This is a genomic window from Promicromonospora umidemergens (assembly GCF_024171995.1).
In the GTDB taxonomy this organism is placed as follows: domain Bacteria; phylum Actinomycetota; class Actinomycetes; order Actinomycetales; family Cellulomonadaceae; genus Promicromonospora; species Promicromonospora umidemergens.
On the sequence record NZ_JAMTCT010000017.1, the window covers coordinates 126,782 to 138,071 of the forward strand.

The 11,290-nt window shown below is 67.0% G+C and carries 10 protein-coding genes, 2 pseudogenes and 2 riboswitches; of the genes and pseudogenes, 4 read left to right on the forward strand and 8 right to left on the reverse strand.

Annotated elements, in window-relative coordinates; translation table 11 throughout:
• Nucleotides 1–104 precede the first annotated feature (104 nt).
• Both APR04_RS22525 and APR04_RS22530 read right to left on the reverse strand, forming a co-directional pair.
• Complete coding sequence (locus APR04_RS22525; protein ID WP_301312870.1) at nucleotides 105–1,496, reverse strand: MFS transporter; 1,392 nt, start codon at nucleotides 1,494–1,496, stop codon at nucleotides 105–107.
• A gap of 185 nt (nucleotides 1,497–1,681) precedes the next feature.
• Nucleotides 1,682–2,146, reverse strand: coding sequence for a helix-turn-helix transcriptional regulator (locus tag APR04_RS22530; protein ID WP_253874538.1), 465 nt, complete (start codon nucleotides 2,144–2,146; stop codon nucleotides 1,682–1,684).
• Between the two features lie 51 nt (nucleotides 2,147–2,197).
• On the opposite strand from APR04_RS22530, the gene APR04_RS22535 reads away from it, so the two are divergent.
• On the forward strand, nucleotides 2,198–2,908 hold the full coding sequence (locus APR04_RS22535; RefSeq protein ID WP_253874540.1) for an alpha/beta hydrolase: 711 nt from the start codon (nucleotides 2,198–2,200) through the stop codon (nucleotides 2,906–2,908).
• Between the two features lie 131 nt (nucleotides 2,909–3,039).
• On the opposite strand, the pseudogene APR04_RS22540 reads toward APR04_RS22535, so the two are convergent.
• The 4 genes and pseudogenes from APR04_RS22540 to APR04_RS22550 all read right to left on the reverse strand — a co-directional run bounded on the left by APR04_RS22540 (nucleotide 3,040) and on the right by APR04_RS22550 (nucleotide 6,227).
• A pseudogene (locus APR04_RS22540) lies at nucleotides 3,040–4,683 on the reverse strand (DUF2079 domain-containing protein).
• A 391-nt stretch (nucleotides 4,684–5,074) separates the two neighbouring features.
• Nucleotides 5,075–5,608 (reverse strand): hypothetical protein, encoded by a 534-nt coding sequence (locus APR04_RS22545; RefSeq protein ID WP_253874542.1) that lies wholly within the window; start codon nucleotides 5,606–5,608, stop codon nucleotides 5,075–5,077.
• A 54-nt stretch (nucleotides 5,609–5,662) separates the two neighbouring features.
• A pseudogene (locus APR04_RS31355) lies at nucleotides 5,663–5,860 on the reverse strand (TetR family transcriptional regulator); the annotation flags it as partial.
• Nucleotides 5,861–5,912: 52 nt separating this feature from the next.
• On the reverse strand, nucleotides 5,913–6,227 hold the full coding sequence (locus tag APR04_RS22550; protein WP_253874544.1) for an ArsR/SmtB family transcription factor: 315 nt from the start codon (nucleotides 6,225–6,227) through the stop codon (nucleotides 5,913–5,915).
• Here APR04_RS22550 and APR04_RS22555 point away from each other — a divergent pair.
• A complete protein-coding gene (locus APR04_RS22555) occupies nucleotides 6,217–6,588 on the forward strand; it encodes a DUF1330 domain-containing protein (protein ID WP_253874546.1) in 372 nt (123 codons plus the stop codon). The two genes, APR04_RS22550 and APR04_RS22555, sit on opposite strands and share 11 nt — an antisense overlap.
• A gap of 207 nt (nucleotides 6,589–6,795) precedes the next feature.
• Here APR04_RS22555 and APR04_RS22560 read toward each other — a convergent pair whose 3' ends face one another.
• Nucleotides 6,796–7,656, reverse strand: coding sequence for a helix-turn-helix domain-containing protein (locus APR04_RS22560; protein ID WP_301312845.1), 861 nt, complete (start codon nucleotides 7,654–7,656; stop codon nucleotides 6,796–6,798).
• Nucleotides 7,657–7,837: 181 nt separating this feature from the next.
• Here APR04_RS22560 and APR04_RS22570 point away from each other — a divergent pair, with 181 nt between their 5' ends.
• Nucleotides 7,838–8,617 (forward strand): SDR family NAD(P)-dependent oxidoreductase, encoded by a 780-nt coding sequence (locus tag APR04_RS22570; protein WP_253874548.1) that lies wholly within the window; start codon nucleotides 7,838–7,840, stop codon nucleotides 8,615–8,617.
• Nucleotides 8,618–8,724: 107 nt separating this feature from the next.
• Here the strand turns inward: APR04_RS22570 and APR04_RS22575 are convergent, their stop codons facing one another.
• Nucleotides 8,725–9,039 (reverse strand): hypothetical protein, encoded by a 315-nt coding sequence (locus APR04_RS22575; protein WP_253874551.1) that lies wholly within the window; start codon nucleotides 9,037–9,039, stop codon nucleotides 8,725–8,727.
• A 192-nt stretch (nucleotides 9,040–9,231) separates the two neighbouring features.
• Nucleotides 9,232–9,331: riboswitch (glycine riboswitch) on the forward strand.
• A 3-nt stretch (nucleotides 9,332–9,334) separates the two neighbouring features.
• A riboswitch (glycine riboswitch) is annotated at nucleotides 9,335–9,423 on the forward strand.
• Nucleotides 9,424–9,895: 472 nt separating this feature from the next.
• Between APR04_RS22575 and APR04_RS22580 the strand changes: the two genes are divergently transcribed.
• Nucleotides 9,896–11,272, forward strand: coding sequence for an L-serine ammonia-lyase (locus tag APR04_RS22580; protein ID WP_253868422.1), 1,377 nt, complete (start codon nucleotides 9,896–9,898; stop codon nucleotides 11,270–11,272).
• Nucleotides 11,273–11,290: the final 18 nt, after the last annotated feature.

Here is an 11,290-nt window from a genome sequence, read left to right on the forward strand (position 1 = left end):
CTCGGGCAATCCGCCGACCGCTCGTCGTAGCCGTCGGTCCCGTTCTCGAGCAGGGGAACAGGGCCGACGGCTCTGGCACGCCAAGGGTCGAGATCCAGCCGGACTCAGGAGTGGGCGGCCCCGCCGTCGACGGACTTCCTGACGACACGCTGCACCCTGCCCGGGCGGACGCCTCGGAGCGTCACGAGCGCGGCGACAGCGACCGCTGCCACCACGACCGCCGCGACGAGGAACGCGGCGTGCAGGCCGGAGACGTAGGCGCCTTCGGCGATCGTCGCGGCGCCGGCGTCGAGGTTCGCGGGCACGGAACCCTGCGCGAGTCCTTGGAGTCCGGCCTCGCCGAGACCGAGGGTCGTCGTGGCGGAGTGCACGTTCGCCGTGACGATCGCGGACATGACGGCGGTGCCGACGGCGCCGCCGATCTGGATGCAGGTGGACTGGAACCCGCCCGCGACGCCGGCCAGGTGGACGGGGGCGGAGCCCATGATCGCTTCGGCGCCAGCCGTGATCGTCATACCGGTACCCATCGCGAGAACCACCAGTGTGACGGCGGTGATCCCGTAGGACGAGGTCGCGGAGACGTTCAGGAGCCCGAGCAGGCCGAGGGTGGTCAGCCCGAGGCTGAGGACCGCGGTCGCTCGTGTACCGATCCTCGCGACCAGGACGGACCCGGCGGGGGCCGAGACGATCGAGACCGCGGACATCGGCAGCAGCATCAGTCCGGCCTCCAGGCCTGTGGCGCCCCGGAGGTTGATGAAGAACATGGGCAGCACGAACGTCGCACCCATGAGGACGAAGAAGTTGGTGGCGATCATGAGACCGCCGGTGCCGACCGTGGTGCCGCGGAACAGTGACAGCGGCAGCAGGGCATCGCCACCGCGGGTCTCGATACGGGACTCCAGGCCGACGAACCCGACGATGACCAGGATGCCGGCGGCCAGCAGCCCCAGCGTCCGCACGTCAGCCCATCCCCAGGTCTCGGCCTGCACGATCGCGAAGACGGTGGCCACCAAGCCGACCGCCAGCACGATGACGCCGCGCACGTCGAAGCGCCCAGGCGTGGGGAAGCTGGTCCGCGGCAGGAAGCACAGCCCGTAGACGAGGCCGACAGCGGCGACAGGCACGTTGATGAAGAAGACGGACTGCCAGCTGAACGCCGACTCGAGGGCGCCGGCGAGCGTCGGGCCGATGGCGATCGCGATGGAGGACACTCCGCCCCAGATTCCGACGGCCATGCTGAACTTCTCGCGCGGGAAGGTGGCACGCAGGATAGCGAGGGTCTGGGGCATGAGGATGCCGGCCGCGACGCCCTGCGCGACGCGAAAGCCGATCAGGCCGGTGGCGGTGTTGGACAGGCCGATGGCGACCGAGGCGAGCGTGAACAGCACGAGGCCTGTGAGGTAGAGCGTGCGGTGGCCGTACCTGTCGCCGAGCTTGCCGGCGAGAATCAGGGTGGCGGCGAGGCCGAGGAGGTAGCTGTGGGTGATCCACTGCAGCTGGGCGAACGCAAAGGATCAGCCCGCCGGGAGAAGTAGGCAGTTGGGTTCTGTGATGTCGCAGGACATCGGAATGGCCTGAACCTACGGATCGTAGGTTCAGGCCATTCGCTATTTTGGGGGCGGGTCCGGGCTACCAGCCTGCTGTCGTCCTCGGGAACGCCGACACATAGGTGGCGGGCGCGTCAGCCGGCGTCGTCCGTCGGCGGTACTTGAGGCGACTGCGCTGGGGCTGATCGTGACGGTCGGTGGGCTGGCCTCGTCATCCTGTCGCGCTCCTGACTGCTCAACGCGGTGGTGAGCTTGTGCATGCTCGAGCGGGCTGCCTCGGTCTCGGTTGCTCCCAGCGCGACGAGGGCGACAAGGAGCGCGGCGATCTCACCGGGTTCGAAGGTGATCGGTTCGAGCGTCGACCGGATGTCGAAGAGGTAACCCCCGCCCGGGCCACGCCGCACGCGGATGGGGATGCCGCTCGCACGCATGAGCGCGATGTCGCGTTCGACGGTGCGCGGCGTCACCTGCAGTGCGGCGGCCAGGTCGCGCGCTGACCGCGGTGCGCCGCGGCGGCGCCGGAGTTCCTCGATGAGGGCGTGCTGACGTTCGATGCGGCGCAGCGTCAGGTGCGGCGTGGTCGATCTCGTGTAGGCCAATATCGAATCCCCGTCGTCGGCATGTCGGCTTCTTTTCCTAGCATGGGCCTCATGACGACAGCTTCTGTACTGATCCTGCCCGGAGCAGGGCTTCCCGAATGGCTGTGGGACGATGTCCGCGCAGGGCTCGACGCACCGTCGATGATCGCCCCGAGGCCGGCGGCCGCAGCCAGCACCGTCTCAGACTATGCCCGGGCAGCTCTCGATGCGGCGCCCGACGGACCACTCCTGGTCGTGGCGCACTCGGCCGGGGGCGTGGTCGCGTCAGAGCTCGCGCGGCTCGCGTCGCCTGGCCGTGTAGTGGGCGTCGTCGCGGTGGCCGCGGTGATTCCCCTGACCGGCGGCTCGTTCGTCTCCTCGCTGCCGTTTCCGCAGCGGATGCTCCTTCCCCTCGTCATGCGAGTCGCTGGTACTCGCCCGCCTGAGGCCGCGGTCCGGAAGGGCCTCGCGTCCGACGCGGACGAGCAGGCGACGCGCCGGCTCCTCGCTGATCTCGTTCCCGAGCCGCGGACCTTCTTCACCTCATCCGCCGGCTCCAACGACGCACTCATCTCGACCCCCGTGCGGAGATACGTCCTGACCACCGACGACGTCGAACTCCCGGTCGCGCTTCAGCAACGTTTCGCCGCTCGCCTGCGCCCACAAGAGACAACCCGGATGCCCGGCGGACATCTGCCGATGCTCACCCGCCCCGAAGCCGTCGCCGCCGCGATCGCCGCCACGGCCGGCAACCAGCAGCACGAACCAGCGGCGGGACGGTAGCGGCACCTGCGGGCCCTGTGCCCTCGGGAAGGATGAGTGCGAGCGGCCTGGCCCCGCGGCGCACTCACCTACCGCGCCGCCGTCATCCTGTCCGCCTGCCTCATCTGGTCACGCCATAGAGGAGACACGCCCTAGTCGGTCCGAAGCTTAGCCAGGCTGTACCCGTTGCGATTGCCGACCAGCTCGAAACTCGCCTCGGGGTGCCTGGCGGTCGCGACACCGAGCGCGTCTCCCCACTCATGCGGTGTTCCACCCCCTGGGCCGATGAGTACGAACTCCGGCGTCGGGTTGGCGTTGCCGGTCCAGTACACCTCGTTTGAAGCGACGACATAGTTCATGAGCGAGATGTCAGATTCAACTGTGGCCCCGGGCGGGATCATCGCAAGAATCTCATTGATCTCTGCGGTCCGCGGATCGGGCTCGAGCAGTCCTGGTTCATTCATCTCGTGCAGCGGTGCCGGCCTTGCCACCAGGATGATCACCCACGCGGTCGCCAGCATCGCCGGTCCCAGACGCGCCCACCACGACTCCCAAACCGACGCGGAGTGCTTGGCGCGCGATATACCGTCGATCGCAGCGATAAATGCAATAGGCATCAGAACGGCGCTGTAGTGCCAGTCGGGACCCCAGTAGTTCTCGTTGGAGGAAAGGAATCTCCACGCCAATGTCGGCAAGAGGACAAGCGACAACGGCGACCGAATTGCAAATCCAGCAGTAGCGGCGACAAGAAGAGCTACGGTCAACATCTTCTGCTGCGCCCATGGTCCTGCCGGGTCGCCGGAGCCGTCGTCTCCACCGGTGATGTACTGCCCGTACGCTCATGCCCCTTCGGCGTTCAATGCCGGCAGGATGACGAAGACAGTGAGCGAGAACGACACGATGCCCCACAGTGCGAGCCCGAGTCCTCGCCTACGCTGCCCCAGCACAGCGATGACTCCGCCGACAGCCGCTACCGTCAGGCCGAGATCCTCCTTCACGAATGGCAGCAGGGCGGCCAGTGCACACGCCCACCACCACCTGCGCTCGAGCACGGCCGCCAAAGCCGCGGCCAACAGCGGAACAGCGAGAGCGATCTCGTGGAACTGTGCTTGGACCGAGTACTGCAAGCCCCAGCTCAAACCGAACGCGACGCCGACGACGACACCCGCGATCGGGCCGATGTGGCGCTGCGCGGACCACGTAACCACACCGGCCGCCAGCCCGAAGCAGAGGTCCTGGATCACAAGGAGTGTCAATGGCTGAGGAAACAGCGCAAAGATCGGCGTAAAGACGATCAGGAGCGGGTGAAAGTGATCACCGAGTAGGTTGAATCCGTCGCCCTTGATGGCCACGATCGGCAAATTGCCGCTGGCGTACCCATGGTACATCTGGGTGAAGATTCCCAGATCCCACGACTTGATGTAGAAAGTGTTCCACTGCCAGACGGAGTAAACAATGTAGGTGGTGGTCACAGCGACGAAGACCGTGAATGGGAGCGCTCCACGCCTCGACGCCCGACGGAGCCGTACAGAAATAGGGATCGCAGCTGAGGGCGCGTCAACGACCGGCCCTGCGGGAGCGAAGCGGGCGGCGGCCATCACGGCGGGGTTGGTCCCGGCAGGGTCCGTCGAGGCAGAGCCGGTCAGGAGGGTGCGGGTGCGGGAGGCGGTCACGTCAACGTTGGTGTGCACCGTGCGGTTGGTGATGACAGCTGCCGGGCTGTGATGTGGACGACAAGAGGACCAGGTGTCATGGCGTGTGGTTGCCGGACACCGTGTGTCGGAAGCGCGTCTCATCGTCCCTTGGAGCTCGTCCCGGCCACGAACCCCGAGTCCCAGCGCTCGGCCCGGGTCCGCTCACGCCTGCGGACGCGGAGGCGGAGGCGGAGGTGCTGTTCGTGGCGCACGAGGAGTGTGTACCGGTACGCCCGGTCGCGGCTGCCTGCGGCCGAGGCGGACTTCGCCGAGGTCTTTTCGATCGCGTGGCGCAAGGGCGAGCAGCCAGACAGACCGCGTGCCTTGGCGTGATGGCTAACCAGGCGCGTGCCCGGCAGCGGCGAGGAGCCCTGGTCGGGTGGCTCGGTGTGCGTACCCGGCCCTGCCTAAGTGACGACGGCGGGCATCTGGTTGGGGCGCTGGATGGGCTACGCCGGGCGTTGGCGTTGGCGTTGGCGCGGTGCCGCAGGCGTCAGCCGTGCGCGAGGGTCTTGAGGGCGACGACCCCGACGGCGAGTGCCGCGAGCACGCCCAGCGCCAGGATCCGAGCTGGCCAGGCCAGCTTGGTGCGGCGGACGCCGAGCCAGGCGATGAGCACCAGCGAGACGATCAGTGCGCCGACACCGACGCGCAGCGCGGCGGTCACCTCCCACCATCCGCGGGCTGCGGCTGCCAGGGCGAGCAGCGGGACGACGATGGTCAGCAGAGCGCCACGGCTGGTCGCTGTCATGGCGCGGACCTTGGCCCGGTCCGGGAACCGGCCTTGCGCGGCGATGTGCGCGATGAGCTCCGCGAGCCAGGCGGCCGCGACGGTGCCCACGGCGGTGATGGTCAGTGATCCCGCGGCAGTCCCGGCGGTGAGGCCGTGCGCGTGAGTCTGCAGGGTGAGAATGACTGCGAGCGCGGCGAACGTGACGTAGACCCGCTCACGGAGGCGCTCAGCGAAGACGTGCTTCTCTTTCTCGTCCAGGGTCGAGGGGTCGGGTCGGCGTGGGCGCGTGGTCATGGGGTCATTGTTGCGGGCGCGGTCCATCGCGCGTGTTGAGAACACTGCCAGGAGGAGGGTCTGTCGGTCCGAGAGCTGACGATTGAGGCTGCCGATGCCGACACCCGCCCGTTGGACGACCTCGGCGAGGGTGCTGGCGAGGCTGCGCTCTGCGAAGAGTGCCCAGGCCGCGAGCAGGATGCGCTCGCGGTCCCCCGGGCGTCGGCCGGCTGTCGTTTGCGACCGAGACCGAGAGAGTCGCTGTGCCCTCACCGCGGCGGGAGGTCAGCAACATTCTCGAAACTGACGGGTTTCGGCCGTCGTCTCACGGTTCTCGGCCGATGGCGGCCAGCACAGCGTCAAGAAGCCCGGGGAAGCGTGCATCGAGATCGTCGCGGCGCAGCGTGTGCAGGATGACCCGCCCATCGCGCCGTGCAAAGAGGACGCCGCTCGCGCGCAGCACCCGCCAATGGTGGCTCGCGGAAGACGGCGGTACATCCGGCAAGACCGTGCCGCAGGTGAGTTCCTCCCCGCCGGCCAAGCGTCGCAAGATCTGCAGCCGGACCGGATGGGACAAGGCCTCGAGGACAGCTTCGATGCGCAACTGCGCTCGGTCCGGATGATCATTCGTGGTGCTCATCCTTCGACTCTACACAGTGAGTCGAACGGTGCTACGGTTCGACTCCAGCCCAACAGTCGAACATTTGGGAGAAGCTTTGTCTGCGTTCCTATTCATCGAGGTAACCCCGTCGGATGCCACAAAGTTTGCGGAGTACGAGGCGGGCGCTGTACAGATTGCGATCCGGCATGGCGGCGAGCTGCTGGCGCACGACACCGACCCCCTGCTCATTGAGCGTGACAACGCGCCGGCCATTGCGGTGTTGATGAAGTTCCCCGACAAGCAGGCGGTCCGTGCGTACTTCGACGACCCCGATTACGCGCCACTGCGTGAGCTGCGCCAGTCGGTCTCTCGGGCTAGCGCAATTGCTGTCGGAGCCTGAGAGCTCCACTCACGGCCGTGGGCATCCAACGAGCGCGTGACCGTCCAGCAGGGCCCTTTATCAGGGCGGTAACGCGCATGTACACCCGGCAACTCGCAGATGGGCTGCCTCGGGGTGCTCAAGACGCAGGAATACGCCGAGCGCGGTGACGCCATGGCGTAGAGCGTGACGAAGCGCGGTGCGCGCGCTCGGCAATTCAATAGTCTGTTATCGATCCTGTCTTCCGTCAGTGGTTCGCAGGGCGGGATCTGCCGTACAGGAGGCGAGGAGCGCCAGCTTGTCGGCGCTGTCGGTTCCAAGGTCGGGGTGGTAGATCGCGAGAACGAGCGCGTGGGCAGTATCGCTGATGATGAGTTTCTCGCGGTTGAGGGTGAGCGTGCCGACGGTGGGATGGTCCATGGTGATGGGCCAGCTCTGCCGGGCCTGGACGTCGTGTTGCGCCCAGAGGGTCCGGAAGCGGTCGCTGGCGAGGGAGAGCTCGTCGACGAGATCGATGAACCTGCTGTCGTTCGTGTCGGTTCCGACCGAGCGGTGAAAGCCGGCGACCAGCCGAGCAGTGGTGTCGTCCCAGTCGGGATACAGGGCCTGTTCTTCGGGATCGAGGAACACGTCGCGGAGGCGGTTCTGGCCCGCGACGATCCGGGGTGAGAGTGCGGTGGCGAGCTGGTTCGCGGCGAGGACGTCGAGGTAGCGGCCCTCGACGAATGCCGGTAGTTGCAGGATCGCCAGCATCTTGCTGATGCCCTCGGGGACGTGCTCGCGCCGCGGCCATCGCCGTGAGCGCGGAGGGGGTTGTTCGTTGAGGGAGAGCAGGTACGCGGTGCCGGTCGCGTCGAGGCCGAACACCCGGGCGAGGGCTTCGAGGATCTGCGCGGAAGGACGTCGGTCGCGGCCCTGCTCGAGGCGGAGGTAGTAGTCCGAGCTGATCCCCGCCAGAAGGGAGACCTCGGATCGGCGTAGGCCGGGCACGCGTCGGTTGTTCCCCGTGGGCAGGCCTACCTGTTCGGGACGAACGCGCGCGCGTTGGGCCCGAAGGTAGTCACCGAGCAAGTTCTCCTTGGGGGCCATGTTCGCAATTTTAGGCCGCTGAGGCGGCCGCGATGGTGGTCCTGCCGGGACCACTGTCACGCGGGCGTACCCACGAAGACGCCGCGGGAGTCACCGTTGGTCACGGCGCAGCGACCAGAACGGGGCGAGCGCATCTCGCGTCGCGGGAGCGGCTGGAGAACAAGACAGAGGAGAACGAACCATGAGCGGACTAGCTGTCGTGACGGGTGCATCGTCCGGGATCGGTCAGGAGTACGCCCGTCGTCTGGCGTCACAGGGTACCGACCTGATCGCGGTGGGCCGTCGGCAGGAGCGGCTCGATGAACTGGTGACGGAGTTCCCGGATGTGACTGTGCAGACCGTCGCTGCGGACCTGTCCACGCAGGAGGGCGTTGCGAAGGTCGTCGCCGCGATCAGGGATCAGCCGGTGACGATCCTGGTCAACAACGCGGGCGTGGCGCACTACAAGCCGTTCGTCGAACTGCCCGAGGAGCAGGCGGCGGAAATCGTCGGGGTAAAGGTGGTCGCACCGACCCTGCTCACTCGCGCTGTCGCACCGGGCATGGTCGAGCGCGGGGCCGGTCAGATCGTGAACGTCGCCGGCATGATCGCTTTCAGCGGTCCGGCGAGCTTGGAACAGGTGCCGCTGCCTCGGGCGGTGTACACCGCAGGCCTGGCGTACGCGGTGGCCCTGTCGCAGACGCTGCACGCCGAGCTGTCCCCGGCCGGCGTGAACGTGCAGGCGCTGTGCCCGGGTGCCGTCGCGACAGAGTTTCACGAGCGGCAGGGCATGGACGTCTCCGCTGTTCCGCGGATGAGCGCGGCCGACGTCGTCACCGCGAGCCTTCGTGGAATGGAGCTCGGCGAACTCGTCACCGCTCCCGGTGTCGAGCAGGACGGCCTGTTGCAGGACGTGTTCACCGCAGACCTCGCGGCCTTCAGCGCGCAGTCGCCCGAACTGGCGGCTCGCTACCGGTCCTGAACGACCACCGCAGGTGAAGTGCCGCGTCCTCTGACGCTGCACCCTCCGTCTCACCAGCTTCCAGGCAGTAGCGTCCGTGGCACCAGCAGAAGACAGCCCAGCCATAGTCACCAACCGAGCGCGGCCCAGCGACTCCATACCCGGCGCACCTTCTTGCGATTGAAATCGCTCGAAGGGCTCGCAGAGACGGCGAGCGAAGGTTCTTGTGAGACGCCCGCCCACCCAGGCGTGTTTCGGAATGGGTCAGCGACGGTGGTCGTGGTGTGCTCGCCGGTGCGTGGATCCTCGCGTTCGATCTCGTAGCCGCCCAGGAGCCCGCGGCGGGTGTGGACCGAGATCGCCCATTCGAGTTCTTCGTCGTCGGGGAACACGACGAAGAACGTGTTCTCGCTCAGGTCATGTCGTCCCGCAACGTCCACCACGACCCCGCAGCATGCCGAACCCGCAGGCCATCACGCTGGATCCTTGGCGCATCACCGGGATGGCCGCGGCCACCCTCGTACTGCTCCGCCTTCAACGCCCGGCCACAGAATGAGGCGAGAAAACCTCAGTTGGAACCCCTATTGAACTGATCTGATACCGTGCTCGCTGAAACGTCCAAAATTGAACATCCCTGTAGCGTGGCGGGAGAGTTCACCTGAGCGACCCTCAGGTGGCGCCGTAGGAGCAACACCTCCCCAGGAATCTCTCAGGCCCCCGTACCGCCACGACAAGGAACTCTGGAGAGCAGCCGAGCTTCGTGCCTGGCTCACCGACGGGGCAAGCCGGCCATGTGTCGGCACAAAACTCTCAGGTCACAGACAGAGCGGGGAGGAACTCATCGTGCTGGCGTCCGCCGGCCTGGCCTTGGAGTTCCCATGATCTGCTCCCACCCCTCCAGTTCTGACGATCGCATCAGCAGCCCAGATGGGCCTAGGGTGCCCTCGACAGTTCGTCAACGCAGACGACCATCCCGACTGCCCATCGGGATCGGGGTGTCGCACGTCGCGACCGAAGCCCTGGGCGACATCGTCCATGTCGATCTGCCCGCGGTCGGCAGCCAGCTGCGCAACGGTGCCGACACATGAGCAGGGTCGACAGCCGCATCGTGCAGCAGAGTGGACCACCCGAGCACGCGACTGTCGGCAAAGCCGCCGCGTTCGGTATAGCGGCGTCCGCAGACTTCCGTGAGCAGATGGAACGTGTCGTGACGGGCGTCAGTTTCTCGTCATCGGACTACACGAGGAGAAACTCACCCATGCACATCCGCCCGCGGGCACGCCGTCATGAGGAGCGCTCATGGCGCTGAGCGCGCTCGACCTGTTCTCCATCGGGATCGGGCCATCGTCTTCCCACACGGTCGGGCCGATGCGCGCGGCCGGCGCGTTCGTCGACGCGCTACGGGACCAGGACGAACTAGGCAGGGTTGTGCGCGTGCAGGCCGAGCTGTTCGGCTCCCTGGGCGCCACAGGTCGCGGGCACGGCTCGGACGAGGCTGTGATCTTGGGCCTGTTGGGAGACACACCCGAGGCCGTCGACACTGCCACCGTCGGTGCCCGGGCCAGGCAGATCTGCGCGGACGGACTGCTGCTGCTCGGTGGAGAGCATCAGATCGGCTTCTCACGCAGCGATGACCTGATCCTGCACAGACGCCGGAGCCTGCCGGAGCACCCCAACGGGATGACCTTCCGCGCCTTCGACCGGCAGGGCGACGCGGTCCATGAGTCGACGTACTTCTCGGTTGGTGGTGGGTTTGTGGTGGCCCAGGACGCGATGGCGCAACGACGCATCACCCCTGGCGCCACCCGTCTCCCGTATCCGTTCGCCTCGGGCGCTGAACTGCTGCGTCACTGCTCCCAGGAACAGTTGAGCATCGCCGAGGTCATGCTGGCCAACGAGCTGGTGTGGCGGTCTGAGGAGCAACTGCGTAGCGAGCTGCTGCGAATCTGGGCGGCGATGAAAGAGTGCGTCCATAACGGGTGCACCAGCCAGGAGCAGCTGCTCCCCGGAGGGTTGCAGGTGCCGCGCCGCGCCCCGCTGCTTCATACGAAGCTGTCGGCCGAGCCGGGCCGAAGCGACCCCATCGGCGCCATGGACTGGGTCACTCTCTTCGCGCTGGCGGTGAATGAGGAGAACGCCGCCGGCGGACGCGTCGTGACCGCTCCGACCAACGGCGCGGCGGGCGTCCTCCCGGCAGTACTGCACTATTACGACCGGTTCATCCCGGACGCCAGCGACGACGGAGTGGTGACGTTCCTCCTCACCGCAGCAGGCATCGGCATCCTCATCAAGGAGAACGCGTCGATCTCAGGTGCAGAAGTCGGGTGCCAGGGCGAGATTGGCTCGGCCTGCTCGATGGCCGCTGCCGGACTGTGCGCAGTCATGGGCGGGACACCCGAGCAGGTCGAGAACGCTGCCGAGATCGGCATGGAGCACAATCTGGGGCTCACGTGCGACCCGATCGGTGGACTCGTTCAGATCCCCTGTATCGAGCGCAACGCCATCGCGAGTACCAAGGCGATCAACGCGGCGCGCATCGCCCTGCACGGTGACGGCAACCACCGGGTCTCCCTCGACCAGGTGATCAAGACCATGCGCGACACCGGTGCCGACATGAAGCTGAAGTACAAGGAGACCTCTCGTGGAGGGCTGGCGGTGAACGTGATCGAATGTTGAGCGCGATGATCGGCTACC

Bases quoted from the DNA above. Each gene is read 5' to 3' on its own strand.
- APR04_RS22580 (WP_253868422.1), top strand. From the start codon at position 9,896: ATGGCGCTGAGCGCGCTCGACCTGTTCTCCATCGGGATCGGGCCATCG.
- APR04_RS22550 (WP_253874544.1), bottom strand. From the start codon at position 6,227: ATGAGCACCACGAATGATCATCCGGACCGAGCGCAGTTGCGCATCGAA.
- APR04_RS22570 (WP_253874548.1), top strand. From the start codon at position 7,838: ATGAGCGGACTAGCTGTCGTGACGGGTGCATCGTCCGGGATCGGTCAG.
- APR04_RS22560 (WP_301312845.1), bottom strand. From the start codon at position 7,656: ATGGCCCCCAAGGAGAACTTGCTCGGTGACTACCTTCGGGCCCAACGC.
- APR04_RS22545 (WP_253874542.1), bottom strand. From the start codon at position 5,608: ATGACCACGCGCCCACGCCGACCCGACCCCTCGACCCTGGACGAGAAA.
- APR04_RS22535 (WP_253874540.1), top strand. From the start codon at position 2,198: ATGACGACAGCTTCTGTACTGATCCTGCCCGGAGCAGGGCTTCCCGAA.